General features: G+C 58.5%; 19 protein-coding genes. 14 read left to right on the top strand and 5 right to left on the bottom strand.

What is annotated here, in order from left to right:
- Positions 1-234 precede the first annotated feature (234 nt).
- A complete protein-coding gene (locus tag AB1E37_RS05670; protein ID WP_032448027.1) occupies positions 235-2,022 on the top strand; it encodes a sigma-54-dependent Fis family transcriptional regulator in 1,788 nt (595 codons plus the stop codon).
- Between the two features lie 82 nt (positions 2,023-2,104).
- Here AB1E37_RS05670 and AB1E37_RS05665 read toward each other — a convergent pair whose 3' ends face one another.
- A complete protein-coding gene (locus AB1E37_RS05665) occupies positions 2,105-3,013 on the bottom strand; it encodes a LysR family transcriptional regulator (RefSeq protein ID WP_015958855.1) in 909 nt (302 codons plus the stop codon).
- A gap of 103 nt (positions 3,014-3,116) precedes the next feature.
- Between AB1E37_RS05665 and AB1E37_RS05660 the strand changes: the two genes are divergently transcribed.
- The 3 genes from AB1E37_RS05660 to AB1E37_RS05650 all read left to right on the top strand — a co-directional run bounded on the left by AB1E37_RS05660 (position 3,117) and on the right by AB1E37_RS05650 (position 4,650).
- Entirely contained in the window at positions 3,117-3,722 is a 606-nt protein-coding gene (locus AB1E37_RS05660; protein WP_004212889.1) for an FMN-dependent NADH-azoreductase, read from the top strand.
- A 75-nt stretch (positions 3,723-3,797) separates the two neighbouring features.
- Positions 3,798-4,097 (top strand): helix-turn-helix transcriptional regulator, encoded by a 300-nt coding sequence (locus tag AB1E37_RS05655; protein WP_002914277.1) that lies wholly within the window; start codon positions 3,798-3,800, stop codon positions 4,095-4,097.
- Positions 4,098-4,104: 7 nt separating this feature from the next.
- Entirely contained in the window at positions 4,105-4,650 is a 546-nt protein-coding gene (locus tag AB1E37_RS05650; protein ID WP_023313555.1) for a rhodanese family protein, read from the top strand.
- Here AB1E37_RS05650 and lpxO read toward each other — a convergent pair.
- Positions 4,631-5,533, bottom strand: coding sequence for a lipid A hydroxylase LpxO (lpxO, locus tag AB1E37_RS05645; RefSeq protein ID WP_002914281.1), 903 nt, complete (start codon positions 5,531-5,533; stop codon positions 4,631-4,633). The genes AB1E37_RS05650 and lpxO overlap by 20 nt on opposite strands.
- A gap of 205 nt (positions 5,534-5,738) precedes the next feature.
- On the opposite strand from lpxO, the gene AB1E37_RS05640 reads away from it, so the two are divergent.
- Positions 5,739-5,918, top strand: a complete 180-nt coding sequence (locus tag AB1E37_RS05640) for a hypothetical protein (RefSeq protein ID WP_002914284.1) — start codon at positions 5,739-5,741, stop codon at positions 5,916-5,918.
- A 72-nt stretch (positions 5,919-5,990) separates the two neighbouring features.
- Here AB1E37_RS05640 and stpA read toward each other — a convergent pair whose 3' ends face one another.
- Entirely contained in the window at positions 5,991-6,392 is a 402-nt protein-coding gene (gene stpA / locus AB1E37_RS05635) for a DNA-binding protein StpA (protein WP_002914287.1), read from the bottom strand.
- 728 nt (positions 6,393-7,120) lie between these two features.
- Between stpA and alaE the strand changes: the two genes are divergently transcribed.
- Entirely contained in the window at positions 7,121-7,570 is a 450-nt protein-coding gene (gene alaE / locus AB1E37_RS05630) for an L-alanine exporter AlaE (protein WP_002914289.1), read from the top strand.
- Positions 7,571-7,655: 85 nt separating this feature from the next.
- Here alaE and AB1E37_RS05625 read toward each other — a convergent pair whose 3' ends face one another.
- Positions 7,656-8,018, bottom strand: a complete 363-nt coding sequence (locus tag AB1E37_RS05625) for a DUF2002 family protein (protein ID WP_002914291.1) — start codon at positions 8,016-8,018, stop codon at positions 7,656-7,658.
- A gap of 149 nt (positions 8,019-8,167) precedes the next feature.
- Here AB1E37_RS05625 and AB1E37_RS05620 point away from each other — a divergent pair, with 149 nt between their 5' ends.
- The gene (locus AB1E37_RS05620) at positions 8,168-8,515 is read left to right on the top strand and encodes a DUF883 family protein (RefSeq protein ID WP_032448030.1); all 348 of its coding nucleotides are present in this window, start codon (positions 8,168-8,170) and stop codon (positions 8,513-8,515) included.
- A gap of 143 nt (positions 8,516-8,658) precedes the next feature.
- Here AB1E37_RS05620 and AB1E37_RS05615 read toward each other — a convergent pair whose 3' ends face one another.
- Positions 8,659-10,011: a PLP-dependent aminotransferase family protein gene (locus AB1E37_RS05615; protein ID WP_032448031.1), complete on the bottom strand. Its 1,353-nt coding sequence runs from the start codon at positions 10,009-10,011 to the stop codon at positions 8,659-8,661.
- A gap of 88 nt (positions 10,012-10,099) precedes the next feature.
- Here AB1E37_RS05615 and AB1E37_RS05610 point away from each other — a divergent pair, with 88 nt between their 5' ends.
- The 7 genes from AB1E37_RS05610 to proW all read left to right on the top strand — a co-directional run bounded on the left by AB1E37_RS05610 (position 10,100) and on the right by proW (position 17,073).
- Positions 10,100-10,531 carry a carboxymuconolactone decarboxylase family protein gene (locus tag AB1E37_RS05610; RefSeq protein ID WP_021312379.1) on the top strand — a complete coding sequence of 144 codons (432 nt, stop codon included), beginning with the start codon at positions 10,100-10,102 and terminating at the stop codon, positions 10,529-10,531.
- 183 nt (positions 10,532-10,714) lie between these two features.
- Complete coding sequence (gene nrdH, locus AB1E37_RS05605) at positions 10,715-10,960, top strand: glutaredoxin-like protein NrdH (protein WP_002914320.1); 246 nt, start codon at positions 10,715-10,717, stop codon at positions 10,958-10,960.
- The gene (gene nrdI, locus AB1E37_RS05600) at positions 10,957-11,367 is read left to right on the top strand and encodes a class Ib ribonucleoside-diphosphate reductase assembly flavoprotein NrdI (RefSeq protein ID WP_002914321.1); all 411 of its coding nucleotides are present in this window, start codon (positions 10,957-10,959) and stop codon (positions 11,365-11,367) included. Before nrdH ends, nrdI begins: the two co-directional genes overlap by 4 nt.
- On the top strand, positions 11,340-13,481 hold the full coding sequence (gene nrdE / locus AB1E37_RS05595) for a class 1b ribonucleoside-diphosphate reductase subunit alpha (protein WP_032448032.1): 2,142 nt from the start codon (positions 11,340-11,342) through the stop codon (positions 13,479-13,481). The genes nrdI and nrdE overlap by 28 nt, the downstream gene beginning before the upstream one ends.
- A 10-nt stretch (positions 13,482-13,491) precedes the next feature.
- Positions 13,492-14,454 (top strand): class 1b ribonucleoside-diphosphate reductase subunit beta, encoded by a 963-nt coding sequence (gene nrdF / locus AB1E37_RS05590; RefSeq protein WP_002914327.1) that lies wholly within the window; start codon positions 13,492-13,494, stop codon positions 14,452-14,454.
- Positions 14,455-14,810: 356 nt separating this feature from the next.
- A complete protein-coding gene (gene proV / locus AB1E37_RS05585) occupies positions 14,811-16,013 on the top strand; it encodes a glycine betaine/L-proline ABC transporter ATP-binding protein ProV (RefSeq protein ID WP_002914328.1) in 1,203 nt (400 codons plus the stop codon).
- A complete protein-coding gene (proW, locus tag AB1E37_RS05580) occupies positions 16,006-17,073 on the top strand; it encodes a glycine betaine/L-proline ABC transporter permease ProW (protein WP_021312381.1) in 1,068 nt (355 codons plus the stop codon). The genes proV and proW overlap by 8 nt, the downstream gene beginning before the upstream one ends.
- Positions 17,074-17,146: the final 73 nt, after the last annotated feature.

The following is a 17,146-nucleotide window of genomic DNA, read 5'->3' as shown; positions in this document are numbered from 1 at the left end:
AGCGGCATATTGATTTTTTAAATTTGCCGCCGAACGCTTCTCACTGTGCAGGGGTTATGCCAGTTTTTTATTTTCTTTAAATATTTTTATTTATTAATACGTTGCCTTCACTAACCGAGCAGATGGTCAGCCATCTGTCGCACGGGTTTCCACTTATGTGTTGCAAATCGCAACACCAAATAAACCAAATGGCTACAATATTGCAACACAGCAACATCGACCCAGAGGTGCCCTGTGGCAGGCAATCCCTTTCTTCTCGCACCAGAGGTTAATGCGAATCCCCTGCTGAGCGATTCGTGGTCTCGCTGCCAGCGCTACGGGCTGGATCCCGCCACCGAGGATTTTCCCCGCCTCGGCGCCGGCGAGCTGGCGGACCGGCTCGCCAGCCACCGCGGCCTGCAGCAGCTGGCGCAGCCGGTGGTGGAAGCCCTGTCGCGCCAGGTCGCAGACCTGCAGTCGGTGGTGATCCTTTCCGACCCCGACGGCCTGGTGCTGCATACTCTCGGCGATACCCAGGCGCTGCAAAAGGCCCAGCGCGTGGCGCTGGCTCCCGGCAATCTGTGGAGTGAAAGCGGGCGCGGGACCAACGCCATCGGCACCGCGCTGGCGATTGACGATGGCTGCGAGATCGATGGCCGTCAGCACTTTCTTACCCGCAACCAGAATCTGTACTGCGCGGCGATGCCGCTCCAGCGACCGGACGGAAGCATCGCCGGGGTGCTGGATATCTCCGGCCCGGCGAATTTTCCCCACCAGCACACCTTTGGCTGGGTAAAAGCGGCGGCAAAGCAAATTGAATATCTGTGGGTGAAACAGAGTCTGCATCCTGAGCAGTGGCTGATGAGCCTGCACCGGCAGGTGGACAAACTCGACAGCGTCGAGGAGCTGCTGCTGGTCTTTTCCGACAACGTCCTCACCGCCGGCAACCGGCTGGCGATGCGCGAGTTCGGCCTGAGCGCGGCGCAGTTTGGCCAGCTCACCTTTGCCTCGCTTTTTCCGACGCTGACGCAAACGGCGGTCAGCGTCCCGCTGCCGCTGACCACGCCGCAGGGCCGCTACCATTATCGCCTGCGGGCGCCCACCCGCCGCCGGATGGCGGTAAGCGCCCCGCCGGCCATGCATCTCCCCTTTACCAGTCCGCGCGAAGGTGAAAAGCTGCTGCGGCTGCTCAACGCCGGCATCGCCCTGTGCATTGAAGGAGAAACCGGCAGCGGCAAAGAGTATGTCAGCCGCACGTTGCACCGGCACAGCCGCTGGCGCAGCGGTAAATTTGTCGCCATTAACTGCGCCGCCATTCCGGAATCGCTGATCGAATCCGAGCTCTTCGGCTACCAGCCGGGGGCGTTTACCGGCGCCAGCAAAAATGGCTATATCGGTAAAATCCGCGAGGCTGACGGCGGGGTGCTGTTTCTTGATGAGATCGGCGATATGCCGCTGGCGCTGCAGACCCGCCTCCTGCGCGTCCTGCAGGAGAAAGAGGTCGCTCCGCTGGGCGCCAGTCGCAGCGTGCCGGTGAATTTCGCCTTGATCTGCGCCACCCACCGCAACCTGACCCAGCGGGTCAGCGCCGGAGAATTCCGTGAAGATCTGCTGTGGCGCCTGCGGGAATACGCCCTGGCGCTGCCTCCGCTGCGCGAGTGGCCGGCGCTGGAAACCTTTATCGCCACCCTGTGGCACGACCTGGGCGGTGCTTCACGCCGGGTGACGCTTTCAAACGCGCTGCTGGTTCACCTCAGCCAGCTGCCGTGGCCGGGAAACGTACGCCAGCTGCAGAGCGTCCTGAAGGTAATGCTGGCTCTCGCCGATGAGGGCGACACGCTGACGCCCGACGCGCTGCCGGAGGCGTATCGCGCCACGCCTGCGCCGTTGCCGCGCGGGGGATTGCAGGCCCATGATGAGCAGTTGATTGTCGATACCCTGGCCAGGGTCAACGGCAACGTCAGCCGGGCGGCGCAGATACTGGGTATCGCCCGCAGCACGTTGTACCGCCGTGCCGCCCGTGCCGGACGGCCTCGTCGCTGAGGCTATGGCGTAAAGCGCGCCGGTAGCTTGCACGCTGTCGGAAAACCTCCGCCGCCATAGATGGCGGTTATATCTCTCTGCGCTAACCAGGTGTTGCGGTAAGAGGTAGCCCTTCCCGCAGGGCATCGATCGCCGCCCGCGTTTTTTGCGGCAGCCACGGCCCCTCCGGCCATACCGCGTGGATGGCGAAACGCACCTGAGCGCTGGGCGCCAACACCTGCTGCAATGTCCCATCGGCAAGCGCCTGCGCCACCAGCCAGTCCGGCAGCCAGGCGATGCCCATCCCCTGCTGCACTGCCGCCGCGATGGCGGCAAAATCATCCTGTATCAGCCACGTCTGCGGACTGAAGCGCACTTCGCCCTGCTGCGGGTCATACAGTTGCCATTTTTGCAGCTGGCCGTTGTGCAGATAGCCGAGGGTACGGTGCTCGTTCAACCCGGCAATAGTCTGCGGCGCTGGCTGCTGGCGCAGGTACTCCGCCGCCGCGCACAGCACCATGCCGTGCTCTCCCAGCGCCCGGGCCCGCAGCGACCCGGTATCGGCCAGGCTCCCGATACGCACCGCAAGATCAAACCCCTCCTCCAGCAGATTGACCTGCCGGTCGCTGTAGTGGAGCTCGAGCTTCAGTAACGGATAGCGCTGGCTGAGGCGGAACAGCAGCGGTGCCACGCAGCGCTGGCCAAACAGCACCGGCAGCGACACCCGCAGCCGCCCCTGCACCTCATCTTTGCCGCGCTGCAGCGTCTCTTCGGCCTCGCGGATGCGCTCCAGCGCTTCCCGGCACTGGCGATAGAATTGCTCCCCCTCTTCCGTCAGCAGTTGCCGTCGGGTGGTACGCTGGAATAACGCCACGCCGAGACGCGCTTCCAGCCGGGCAATGGTTTTTCCCACCGCCGAACGCGTCACATGGAGGATCGCCGCCGCGCTGGCAAAGTTGCCGCTCTCGACCACGGTGACAAATACCGGGATCGCATTCAGATCGTCGCGCACAGATTGGTTCCTTACGGGATACAATAGGGAAAAATAATGTCACTCCTGAGACAAAAAAGACAGTGTTAGTCTTTGCTTCTATCTTTCATTTGAGGCACTCATCATGGCTAACGTTCTGGTTTTAAAATCCAGCATTAATGGCGAAACATCCCTGACCAATCAGTTGATTAACGAATTTCTCGCGGCGCGCCAGGCGGCGGGACACGGCGATCGGCTCACCGAACACGATCTCAGCGCCATGGCGCTGCCAACGCTGGATCGCCCCCTGTTCGCCGCCCTGCGCGGGGCAGTGGATCCGCAGCCTGCTATCCGCGAGGCGGTCGCCCTCTCCGACCAGCTTATCGCCGAGTTAAAGGCCAGCGACCTGCTGGTGATCGGCGCGCCGATGTATAACCTCAACGTCCCGACCGATCTAAAAAAATGGTTCGACCTCGTGGCGCGGGCGCGGGAAACCTTTCGCTACACCGAGAGCTGGCCGCAGGGGCTGGTGGAGGGCGTCCGGGCGGTGGTCGTCAGCAGCCGCGGCGGTATTCACCAGGGAGAAACTACCGACGCCGTCACGCCCTATCTGCGCGCGGTACTGGGGCTGATGGGGATCCAGGAGGTGGAATTTATCTATGCCGAAGGGCTGGACAATCGCCCGCATGGTCGCGACGCCGGGATCGCCAGCGCCCGGGCGCAGATTGCCCGGCTCGCCGTTCCGGCCTGAGTCGTGGAGAAATTGTGCTGGCGCTGGCGGCCTTTTTATTTTAGAGTTATCTAAATTTAGACAAAGCTAAAATAAATGACCACACCTGAAGACCTGCAGGCCCGCGCCGGAGAAGCCGCCGCGCTGATGAAAGCGATGAGCAATCCTCACCGATTGCTGATCCTGTGCATGCTGTGCGATGCGCCCAGGGCCAGCGCCGGCGAACTCGCCCGGGCTACAGGGCTGAGCCCCTCCGCCACCTCGCAACACCTCGCGCGGATGCGTGACGAGGGGCTGATCGACAGCGAGCGCGACGCCCAGCGTATCCACTATTTCATCACCCACCCTGCGGTACAGCAGGTGATCAATACGCTGAAAACGCTCTATTGCCCGTGAGGATCCTATGACCATCGCCACCGTAACTCCCGCCGAGGCCCAGGCGCAGATTGCCCAGGGCGCCAGACTGATTGATATCCGCGATGCGGATGAATATGCGCGCGAACATATCCCCGATGCCGAGCTGGTGCCGCTCGCCACTCTGTCCAGCGGTGCGCCCCTCAATGCCCGAGCCGGAGAGACGGTCATCTTTCACTGCCAGGCGGGTTCCCGGACGCAGAATAATGCGATTCGTCTGGCCGCGGCCGCCGCGCCGGCGCAGCCTTGTCTGCTGGCAGGAGGAATTCAGGCGTGGAAAGCCGCGGGGTTGCCGGTAGTGGAAGATTCATCGCAGCCGCTGCCGCTGATGCGCCAGGTGCAAATTGCCGCTGGCACCCTGATTTTACTGGGGGTGCTGCTGGGCTATACCGTTAACGGCGGCTTTTTCCTGCTCAGCGGCGCGGTCGGCGCCGGGCTCACCTTCGCCGGCGTAACCGGCTTTTGCGGCATGGCGCGTCTGCTGGCGACCATGCCGTGGAACCGGCGCCAGGGGGTTAAAACGCGCTCCAGATAAGCCAGGCAATGCCGCCGAAGAGCAGCCATTTGACGATGTAATAGACCGTCTTATTCCATTTTTTCAACCGCTTACCAACAATACGGATCTGGTAAATATAGCGAAACGCCCGGTTAATCCCGCCGGTGCGATCGCCGATATCGTTGGGCGCCGAAGCGGCGCTCATCAGATGGCGTCCCAGCCAGTGGTTAACTTTCTGCGCCCAGCGGTAGCGCATCGGCCGTTCAATATCGCAGAACAGAATCAAGCGATTCTCACCACTGGTATTTTCCGCATAGTGGATATAGGTCTCGTCAAACAGCACGCCTTCTCCATCGCGCCAACTGTAACGCTGGCCATCCACCTCGATAAAGCAGCGGTCATCGTTCGGCGTTGCCAGGCCCAGATGAAAGCGTAGCGAGCCGGCGTAGGGGTCACGATGGCGCGGCAGACGGCTACCGTCCGGCAGAGTGGCAAACATGGCCGCTTTCACCGACGGGATATCGCGCAGCAGCGCGGTAGTTTGCGGACAGAGCTGGCTGGCGGAAGGATGGGCATCCTCATACCATTTCAGATAAAAGCGTTTCCAGCCGGTTTTGAAAAATGAGTTAAACCCGGCATCGTTATATTTATCGGCCGCTTTAATCTGCTCCAGCTGCTGAAGGTGGAGACCTTCGTCGCGAATAACCTGCCAGTTTTGCTGCAATATCGCCAGCTCGGGAAACATCTCCGGCCGCAGATAAGGCGTATTCGGCACGCGGGAAAATAAATACATAAATCCATTCAGCGGCGCGGTAAATGTGGAATGGTCGGAGAGCTGCCGCCAGAAACGATAGCGCACCCGTCCGCGGTAATGGACATACAGTACAGCAATAACAATGATCAACAGAATGATATACTTCATGGTGTCTTTCCTGACCTGATTGGTGGTAACCCTACCCTCGCCGTCCCCCTTTCTCAGCAGCGGTATGGCGCCAGCAAAACATTAACAATGTTAATACATATAACTCCAAATTGTTTTAACAAAAAACAGCACGCCCGGTGTTCAGTGAGCGGGCGTTGAGCTATGGTTTAGGTTTATCCATGGTGTTAACAGTGAGGAGTGAATTATGTTTGCTGTCGGCGATCTGGTACAACCCCGAGCGGGCGGACCAAAACTGAAAGTGGTGGAAGTGCAAGGGGAGCAACTGGTGGTGGTTCAGGCCGCACAGGAGCAGGGAGAGCGCTATTCGCTGAAGTCGGACGAGGTCACGCCGTATCAGGAAGAGGGAGACTTCGGCGTCTGCTAAAGCCCCTCGCTTAAAGTCGTAAGGCCAGGCCGGTGGGTCTCTCACCACCGGGCTGGCGCTGGCCCGAAGGCGTTAAATTAAAAAGCTATCCAACGATTTACCCTGGGCGACAGCCTCAGCAATCGGCTTCGGCATTCTTCCCTGTCCGGTCCAGGTTTTCTCTGCGCCAGTATGATCGGTATAACGATATTTCGCCGGGCGCGGTTGACGCTTTTTGCCTCCCGCCTTTGGCGGCTGAATATCGGCCACCAGCTCGTCAGGAGAAATACCGTCGGCGCGCATCAGCTCAAGCCAGGTATTCACTTTCTCCTGATATTCAGCCTGCTGCTGAGCTGCCTGCTGCTGTTGCGTACGTTTTTCTTCAGTGACGATCCTGAGCTTTTCCAGCATCTCTTCAAGCACGTCAATGGAGAATTCACGGGACAGGGCACGCAGTGAACGGATATTATTCAGTTTGTGTAACATTGAAGACATAAAATTAAAAAATTCCAAATAGCAAATTAAAAGATACAACGCGGCAAGTGTAATAGAAACGTTTATTTATTTCCAGCCTTCGGTTGTCCAGATAAATATATAAGGTGGATATTAGCGGTTATCCCCTGAAGCTATATTGGCAAATATCTGAGCCTTTTTCATAAGCACAGGCAAAAAAGAGAGTGAATAAATAAAAAAGGCAGAATGACGGGAAAAACCATCGTTCTCGCCAGGAATATTAGCTTTATGGTCAGCGGGTTACCTGCTGTTCATACGTGGCCGCTCTGATACATACCTTTGGCCGCAGTGAATAGTTAATCAGACAATGGGAATAAAACAACAATTCGCAATTCAGAATTTTTCACCATAAAAACGCGACTTACGGCATAAAAAATCCTAAAAGAGAGCGGAATCACACACTCGCGTAATGTTGCGCCATGGTTGGCTATCAGGCGCCGTTCCCTCGGCCAGTCTCGATTTCGCAACCAAGAGTAACTCATTGATAAATATGGATATTTGTAAAAACAGGAATAAAAGTAGCGTAACGAACAAAAAACAAACCATCGCAGAGTATTTTATCGACAAAAAGGCGATAAATAAAAATTTATAGCTAGTTGCCACTTTTAATGCAGAGATATACTCTACGCACATCAAAACAGGCAGCCCAAAAACGCTATACCAACGCGCATTTTTCGGCGTTAATGACTTCATTTTCGAGGAGCACTCCGATGTTCTCTGCGCACTCCCGCTTGCGGCATGCGGTTGCAGACACCTTTGCGATGGTAGTTTACTGCACCGTCGTCAACATGATGATCGAAATTTTTCTCTCTGGTATGACGTTTGAGCAGTCGTTATCGTCGCGTCTGGTGGCGATCCCGGTCAACATTATTATTGCCGTACCCTATGGGATTTATCGCGATTTCGCCATGCGTCAGGCCCGGCGCATCAGCCCGGCCAGGTGGATGAAAAATATGGCCGACGTGCTGGCCTACGTCACCTTTCAGTCGCCGGTGTATGTCGCTATTCTGTGGAGCGTGGGTGCTGACTGGCACCAGATTGTCGCCGCGGTGAGCTCGAACCTGGCGGTATCAATGATGATGGGCGCCGCCTACGGCTACTTCCTCGACTATTGCCGCCGCCTGTTCCGCGTGGCGCCCTATCAGCAGGCGAAGGCCTGACCAACGCGTTAGCAGCGACTGGCTCTGCCAGTCGCCTCTTCCCGCCAGCCCGCCTCGCCTGGATCCTTAAATGCCTATCGGCGTATTAATTCGTCGACATTGCCGGCTGGGCTTCGCCAAATAGCCCATTCAGAAAACGCTCAAGCGCCATGCGTGAGCTAAATCCATGCGGAATACCATAATGTTGTTGCGCATCCCCGGCTAAATACAGCGGAAACTGTTCATAATGATCACAGGTTTTGATATCTGAAGCCGGTTCGGCCAGCATATTGCTGCGCTCTTTTAACGCCGGATGAATAACTAACGCTGTTCGCCCCATGCGCGCTTCGCGGTTCACATAAACATAATTATCGCCGCGGCGATAGCCGTACGCTTTTTGCGTCACAACATCCATGGTGAAGCCGGCTTTTTCAAGAACACGCGCCACCTCATCGGGTCTTAAATACATACTGATTCCTCGTTATCTTTTACCGCACATTGACCTTACCTTATTCATTAAGGACAGTGCTTTCGGAAAATTCCAGAAACCACAACAGTAAGCATAATTCAAAATCTTGTCCTACACTTACTCACTCGATGGAATTAAGGGAGATAACGATGGCTAACCATGTGAACCGCAACAATTTTGACGAGAACGCCGAAGATATTCATAACGATGTCAGCCAATTAGCGGATACGCTGGAAGAGGTGCTGAAATCATGGGGCAGTGACGCCAATGAGGAAGCGGAAGCGGCGCGTGTCAAAGCGCAGTCGCTGTTAAAAGAGACTCGTGCCCGCCTTAATGGCCACAACCGGGTGCAGCAGGCGGCGCTGGATGCGCGCCAGGCAGCGTGCGATGCGCTGGGCTGTGCCGATACCTACGTGCGCAATAAACCGTGGCACAGTGTGGGCGCCGCCGCCGCCGTCGGGGTATTTATTGGCGTATTGCTCAATTTACGTCGATAATAGCTTAAGCGTCGGCTGCCGCCGCGCGATTGGCGCGCGGTAGCCCGCGAGCTTTACGGAAGGCAATGAAGATAACAAATACGCGTCAGCCCCTGCGCGCCTCTGGCCGCAGGGGTTTTTCTCCTTCCCCGACTTAAGCGCCATCAAATCGCGATCGCCTCTCTCAGCCGTCGGGCAAGTCCGTCAGCCATCGCCGGCGAACGTATATTGGTAAAACTCATCAATAATCCCCCCTCGCCCGCGTGGCGAATCCGCCAGTCGCTCAGCGCCTGCACCGCCAGCCCGGCCACAACCGCCCGCCGCGCGAGCAGCCGATCGTCGCCGCTGACCGACATAACCAGTTGAATTCCCCCCAGCTGCGGCGTGACCTGAAAGCCCTGCGCCTGCAGAGCCGACTCCAGCCACTGTCTACGCTGGCTATAGCTGGCACGCATTTTCTTCAAATGACGCCAAAAATATCCCTGCTGGATAAAATCCGCCAGCGTCTGCTGCCACAGGGTGGGAACGGTGCAGGATTGGCGCTCCGCGGTCTGGTGAAAACGCGCCACCAGCGGGGTCGGCACCACCAGCCAGGCGGTGCGCAGCGCCGGGAACATCGACTTACTGAAGGTGCCCGCGTAGATGACCCTCTGCGGCGCATCAAGGCTTTTCAGCGGCGGCAGCGGTTTGCCGTGATAGCGAAACTCGCTATCGTAATCGTCCTCAATGATCCACGCGTCGCGCTCCGCGGCCCACGCCAGCAGCTGGCGGCGTCGGGGAAGCGACAGCGCGACCCCCAGCGGACTCTGATGGGCTGGTGTGAGCAGGGCAAATCGCGCCTGCGGGTGATGACGCTGGCCCCAGTCGACGTCCATCCCTTCGTCGTCCACCGGAATCGCATCCACCGCCAGCTGCCCAGCCTCGACGACCGGCCGGATAAAGGGATACCCCGGATCTTCCATCCACATATGCTGTCCCGGCTGCGCCAGGGTACGCAGGATAAGGTTCATGGAGGCGGCATAGCTGCCGGTGATCAACACCTGATCCGGCTGACAGTCGATACTGCGCGACAGGCGTAGATAATCGACGATAGCCTGGCGCAGAAGCGGATCGCCGCCGGGATCGCCGGGTGCAAGATCGAACCGCGACTGCGTCCGCAGCCGACGCCCCATCACCCGCGCCCACTGCCCGCGCGGAAAGAGATCCAGCGCCGGCAGCCCCATCTGAAACGGCAGCGGCTCCGTCGGCGCGGCCGGTTGCACTGGCGGTACCGGCGCCAGCTGGCGCGGGCTGAGCCGCTCGCTGACAAAGGTCCCCGCCTGCCCACGCCGCTCGAGCCATCCCTGGGCGACCAGCTCTCCCCAGGCGTTTTCGATGGTCGCCCGGGAGACGCCCTGCTCCTGAGCGTACACCCGGCTGGCGGGCAAACGGCTGCCCGGGGTCAGTTCGCCACGTTCAATCGCCGATTTCAACTGGCGGGCGATACGCTGATAAAGCGGGAGGTTAATCGCTTCCATTATGGTCTGCTTTTTTCATCACAATATGGCTATCTTTTGCAGTCCATTATAGTGCTATTTTGGCTGCCGTCTTAGAGAGGAGAACACCATGAACCAATTACGTCAGCCATTCAGTGAACTGAGCCCGGAAGTCTATAAAGGGCTGGTACAGGCCAGCATCGCGCTGGAGAAAAGCGAGCTGGGCAACGCCCTGGTAGAGCTGGTTTATTTACGCGTCTCGCAGATCAACGGCTGCGCCTTCTGTCTTGAGAAACATAGCCAGGCGCTGCGCAAAGGCGGCATGGCGCAAAGCAAACTGGATGCCCTTGCGGGCTGGCGGGTAAGCGCCCACTTTACTCCGGCCGAACGCGCGGCGCTGGCATGGGCCGAGTCGGTCACCGACATTGCCGCCAGCCATGCGGAAGATGAGGTTTACCTGCCGCTGCGCGAACATTTTACCCCGCGTCAGATAAGCGATCTGACCTTCGCCGTCAGTCTGATGAACGCCTTTAACCGCCTCGCCGTGGCCATGCGCCTGTAGTTCCGCACAGCCTCCCCCCTCCTCCGCCGATCTATCCCGGCGGGGGACCCGCTTGCCAAAAACGCTATATATTGAGTGGTTGAAGTTTTAAATAACTACATCTAGTATTTCCTTATCGAATGGCCCACTACGTTCGACGCTATGTTTAGCGCCGTGCTGTTATCTTAAATGGAAATACGAATCATGCGCATTATTATTTACACTCGAAATGACTGCGTGCAGTGCCATGCCACCCGGCGAGCCATGGAGAGCCGGGGACTGGCCTTTGAAATGGTCAACGTCGACCAGCAGCCGGATGCCGCCGACACCCTGCGCGAGCAGGGATTTCGCCAGCTGCCGGTGGTGATCGCCGGTGAGCTGCGCTGGAGCGGCTTCCGCCCGGATATGATCAATCGCCTGCGCCCCTCCTTTACGGCAGCCAGCGCATGAGCCTCATCGTCTACTTCTCCAGCCGTTCGGAGAATACCCATCGCTTTGTGCAGCGCCTGGGGCTGCCAGCGGTGCGCATCCCGCTGAACGAGCGTGAACATCTGCGGGTAGACGAGCCCTATATTCTCATCGTTCCCAGCTATGGCGGCGGCGGCACCGCCGGCGCGGTACCGCGTCAGGCGATCCGCTTTTTAAACGACGTGCATAACCGCCAGCTGATCCGCGGAGTGATTGCCGCCGGCAATCGCAACTTTGGCGACGGCTGGGGGCGTGCCGGAGATGTCATCGCGCAAAAATGCGCCGTGCCCTATCTCTACCGCTTCGAGCTGATGGGAACCCCCGACGATATCAACACCGTGCGTAAAGGAGTCAGTGAATTTTGGCAACGACAACCGCAGAACGTATAACCGCCGCCGTGGATTTTCACGCCCTCAACGCGATGCTGAATTTGTACGACAGCGAGGGCCGCATCCCGTTTGAGAAAGATCGCCAGGCGGTTGAGGCCTTTATGGCGACCCAGGTTCAGCCCAACGCCCTCACCTTCCCCAGCCAGGAGGATAAGCTCAGCTGGCTCGTCAGCGAGGGCTATTACGATCCGCAGGTGCTGGCCGGCTATGACCGCGGGTTTGTGCTGGCGTTGTTCGCCCATGCCCAGCGCGCTCCGTTTCGCTTTCAGACCTTCCTCGGCGCCTGGAAGTTCTATACCAGCTATGCGCTGAAGACCTTTGACGGCAAGCACTACCTCGAGGATTTCGCCGAACGCAGCGTGATGGTGGCCCTGACGCTGGCCCGGGGCGATGAACAGCAGGCGCGGCAGCTGACGGAGGAGATACTCAGCGGCCGCTTTCAGCCCGCCACACCGACCTTCCTTAACGCTGGCAAACAGCAGCGCGGGGAGCTGATCTCCTGCTTCCTGCTGCGTATTGAGGATAATATGGAGTCCATCGGCCGGGCGGTGAACTCGGCGCTACAGCTGTCGAAGCGCGGCGGCGGGGTGGCCTTTTTACTCTCCAACCTGCGCGAGGCCGGGGCGCCGATCAAGCGCATCGAAAACCAGTCTTCTGGGGTGGTGCCGGTGATGAAGATGCTGGAGGACGCCTTCTCCTATGCCAATCAGCTCGGCGCCCGCCAGGGGGCGGGTGCGGTCTGGCTGCATGTTCACCATCCCGATATTTTACGCTTTCTTGATACCCGGCGTGAAAATGCCGATGAGAAAATCCGCATCAAAACCTTGTCGCTGGGGGTGGTGATCCCTGATATCACCTTCCAGCTGGCGAAAGAAGATGCGCAGATGGCCCTGTTCTCGCCTTATGACGTCGAACGGCTGTACGGCAAACCTTTCGCCGATTGCGCCATCGGCGACCTCTATCCGCAGCTGGTGGCCGACGAGCGGGTCCGCAAGCGCTGGATCCGCGCCCGCGACCTGTTCCAGCGCCTGGCGGAGATCCAGTTTGAATCCGGCTACCCGTACATCATGTTTGAAGACACCGTGAACCGCGCCAGTCCGGTGGCCGGGCGGGTCACCATGAGCAATCTGTGTTCGGAGATCCTGCAGGTCAGTACGCCGTCCGCCTATAATGAAGACCTCAGCTATGCGCATATCGGGGAAGATATCTCCTGCAACCTCGGCTCGCTGAACATCGCCCACACCATGGACTCGCCGGATTTCGGCCGCACAATCGCCACCGCGGTGCGCGCCCTGACCGCCGTGTCCGACATGAGCGATATTCAGTCGGTTCCCTCGGTGGCGGCCGGCAACGCGGCCTCCCACGCCATCGGCCTGGGGCAGATGAATCTGCACGGTTACCTGGCGCGGGAAGGCATTGCCTACGGCAGCCCGGAGGGGCTGGACTTCACCAATATCTACTTCTACACCGTGACCTGGCACGCGCTGCACACCTCGATGCAGCTGGCCCGCGAGCGCGGCCAGCGCTTCGCCGGCTTCGAGCAGTCGCGCTACGCCAGCGGGGCGTACTTCGACAAATATCTGCAGGAGGAGTGGCAGCCGAAAACCGAACGGGTGCGCACGCTGTTCGCCCGCGCTGGCATCTCTCTGCCCGACCGGGAAAGCTGGCGCCAGCTGCGCGACGATGTCATGCGCTATGGCATCTACAATCGCTATCTGCAGGCGGTGCCGCCCACCGGCTCGATCTCGTACATCAACCATGCCACCTCCAGCATTCACCCGATCGTCTCGAAGATTGAGATCCGCAAAGAGGGGAAAACCGGACGGGTGTACTACCCCGCGCCATTTATGAATAACGACAATCTGGCCCTCTACCAGGATGCGTATGAGATAGGGCCGGAGAAGATCATTGACACTTACGCCGAGGCGACGCGCCACGTCGACCAGGGGCTGTCGCTGACCCTGTTCTTCCCCGATACCGCCACCACCCGCGATATCAACAAGGCGCAAATTTACGCCTGGAAGAAAGGCATCAAGACGCTCTACTACATCCGTCTGCGCCAGCTGGCGCTGGAAGGCACTGAAATTGAAGGCTGCGTGTCCTGCGCGCTGTAAGGAGAACAGGATGACCCATTTAACGCGCGTCAGCGCAATCAACTGGAACCGCATTGATGACGATAAAGATCTTGAGGTCTGGAACCGTCTCACCAGCAACTTCTGGCTGCCGGAGAAAGTGCCGCTGTCGAACGACATTCCCGCCTGGCAAACCCTCAGCGCGGCGGAGCAGCAGTTGACCATTCGCGTCTTTACCGGATTGACCCTGCTTGACACCATTCAGAACACCGTCGGCGCCCCGGCGCTAATGGCGGACGCCTTAACCCCGCATGAGGAGGCGGTGCTGTCGAACATCAGCTTTATGGAGGCGGTTCATGCCCGCTCTTACAGCTCCATCTTTTCCACGCTGTGCCACAGCAAGGAGGTGGATGCCGCCTTCGCCTGGAGCGAAAGCTGCGATCCCCTGCAGCGCAAGGCGCAGCTGATGCTGGGTTACTATCAGGCCGACGAGCCGCTGAAGAAAAAAATCGCCAGCGTGTTCCTCGAATCCTTTCTCTTCTACTCCGGCTTCTGGCTGCCGATGTACTTCTCCAGCCGGGGAAAGCTGACCAACACTGCGGATCTGATCCGCCTGATCATTCGCGATGAAGCGGTGCATGGCTATTACATCGGCTACAAGTACCAGAAAGGACTGGAGATCGTCAGCCCCGGCAAGCGCGAAGAATTGAAAAATTTCGCCCTCGATCTGCTGATGGATCTTTACGACAACGAACTGGCCTACAGCCGGGAGCTGTACGGCGAGAGCGGCTGGTTCGACGACGTCAGCGCTTTCCTGTGCTACAACGCCAACAAAGCGCTGATGAACCTCGGCTACGAGGCGCTGTTCCCGGCGGAGATGGCGGCGGTCAATCCGGCAATCCTCGCAGCGCTGTCGCCCAACGCCGACGAAAACCATGACTTTTTCTCCGGTTCCGGCTCCTCCTACGTGATAGGAAAAATGGAAGAGACCGCCGACGACGATTGGGACTTTTAACCGTACTTTCACCAGGAATATCGCAGGCGGATTCCTGGTGATTAATTTCACAAAATAGCGTTTAATCCACCAAATATTCTCTCCATGACCTAACCGTCATCACTTCGTCATATTTAGCAGAAAACCGGTCCATTTCAGTCGAATTATCCAAAGATAATCAAAAAATATTACCAACAACAAATTACCGCCCAGCCCTTATATCACGGGGGCTTAGCCACAGTTGCCCCCATCTGATTTTGCCGAGAGTTTGCCATTGAGGGTTGTCACAGAATCTGAGTATGTTAGGGTGTAAAAAGATCATAATCACCATCGGGTATCATATCGCAATAAACAAATAACAGGAACTTCTCTATTGCATGGCAATTAAATTAGAAATCAAAAATCTTTATAAGATATTTGGCGAGCATCCACACCGTGCTTTCAAATATATTGAGAAAGGACTCAACAAAGCGCAAATACTGGAAAAAACGGGGCTGTCGCTTGGCGTCAAAGACGCCAGTCTGGCCATTGAAGAAGGCGAGATATTCGTCATCATGGGGCTCTCCGGCTCGGGGAAATCCACCATGGTTCGCCTTCTCAATCGCCTGATTGAACCCACCCGCGGCCAGGTGCTGATTGACGGGGTCGATATCGCCAAAATGTCGGATGCCGAGCTGCGCGAGGTGCGTCGCAAGAAAATTGCGATGGTTTTTCAGTCCTTTGCGCTGATGCCGCACATGAGCGTGCTCGATAACACGGCGTTCGGCATGGCGCTTGCCGGCGTTCCCGCCGCCGAACGAGAGCAAAAAGCCCGGGAGGCGCTGCGTCAGGTGGGGCTGGAGAATTATGCCCACGCCTGGCCGGATGAACTCTCCGGCGGCATGCGCCAGCGCGTCGGTTTAGCTCGCGCCCTGGCGATTAATCCCGATATTCTGTTAATGGATGAAGCCTTCTCTGCGCTCGATCCGCTCATTCGTACCGAAATGCAGGATGAGCTCATCAAATTACAGGCGAAGCATCAACGCACTATCGTCTTTATTTCCCATGACCTTGATGAAGCCATGCGAATTGGCGATCGTATCGCCATTATGCAAAATGGCGAAGTGGTCCAGGTCGGCACTCCGGATGAAATATTAAATAATCCGGCCAATGATTATGTGCGCACCTTCTTCCGCGGCGTGGATATTAGCCAGGTATTCAGCGCGAAAGATATTGCCCGCCGCAGCCCGGTTGGCCTGATTCGTAAAACGCCTGGTTTTGGCCCCCGTTCGGCGCTGAAATTATTACAGGATGAAGACCGGGAATATGGCTATGTCATAGAGCGCGGTAATCGCTTTGTCGGGATTGTCTCGATTGATTCTCTGAAAACAGCCCTCAGCGCCGGGCAGGGGATCGAGGCGGCGCTGATTGACGCCCCGCTGGCGGTGGAAGCGCAAACCCCGCTCAGCGATCTGCTCTCCCACGTCGGCCACGCTCCGTGCGCCGTGCCGGTAGTGGATGAAGAACAACAATATATTGGCATCATTTCCAAACGGATGTTGCTCCAGGCTTTAGATCGCGAGGGGGTGAATCATGGCTGATCAGACCAACCCGTGGGGCAGCGCCCCGTCAACCGACAGCGCCGCGCAGGCTGCCGACGCCTGGGGTGGCGCCTCTACTGCCGCGCCGGCTAATGGCGGCGGCGCCGACTGGCTGCACAGCGCCCCTGCGCCGCAGCCGGAACAGTTCAATATCATGGATCCGTTCCATAAGACCCTGATCCCGCTCGACAGCTGGGTGACCCACGCCATCGACTGGATCGTGCTGCACTTCCGTCCGCTGTTCCAGGGGATCCGCGTGCCGATCGACTACATCCTCAGCGCCTTCCAGCAGCTGCTGTTGGGGATGCCGGCGCCGGTGGCGATTATCGCCTTCGCGCTAATCGCCTGGCAGATCTCCAGCCTCGGCATGGGGGTCGCCACTCTGGTATCGCTGATTGCCATCGGCGCCATCGGCGCGTGGTCGCAAGCCATGGTCACTCTGGCGCTGGTCCTCACCGCCCTGCTGTTCTGCATGGTTATCGGCTTGCCGCTGGGGATCTGGCTAGCGCGCAGCCCGCGGGCGGCGAAAATCATCCGCCCGCTGTTGGATGCCATGCAGACCACGCCGGCGTTCGTCTATCTGGTGCCGATCGTGATGCTGTTCGGCATCGGCAACGTACCGGGCGTGGTGGTGACGATTATCTTCGCCCTGCCGCCGATCGTCCGTCTGACCATCCTCGGGATAAACCAGGTGCCTGCGGATCTGATCGAAGCGTCGCGCTCATTTGGCGCCAGCCCGCGCCAGCTGCTGTTTAAGGTGCAGCTGCCGCTGGCCATGCCCACCATTATGGCCGGGGTTAACCAGACCCTGATGCTGGCCCTGTCGATGGTAGTGATCGCCTCGATGATCGCCGTCGGCGGCCTCGGCCAGATGGTGCTGCGCGGTATCGGTCGCCTGGATATGGGCCTGGCGACCGTCGGCGGGGTGGGGATCGTGATCCTGGCGATTATTCTTGACCGCCTCACCCAGGCCGTCGGTCGCGACGCCCGCAGTCGCGGCAACCGCCGCTGGTACACCACCGGCCCGCTGGGGCTTATCACTCGCCCTTTCTGTCGATAAGTCGATAACAGCGCCGCTCCCCGACACCAGCCGATGCCCGGGAGCGGCCCTTCCCGTTAAACAATAAGAGGAA

Origin of the sequence: Klebsiella sp. Shm-1 (assembly GCF_040804525.1) — a bacterium.
Lineage (GTDB): Bacteria > Pseudomonadota > Gammaproteobacteria > Enterobacterales > Enterobacteriaceae > Klebsiella > Klebsiella pneumoniae.
The sequence above is the reverse complement of the archived record's forward strand: the minus strand, read 5'-3'. Positions and strand labels throughout refer to the sequence as shown.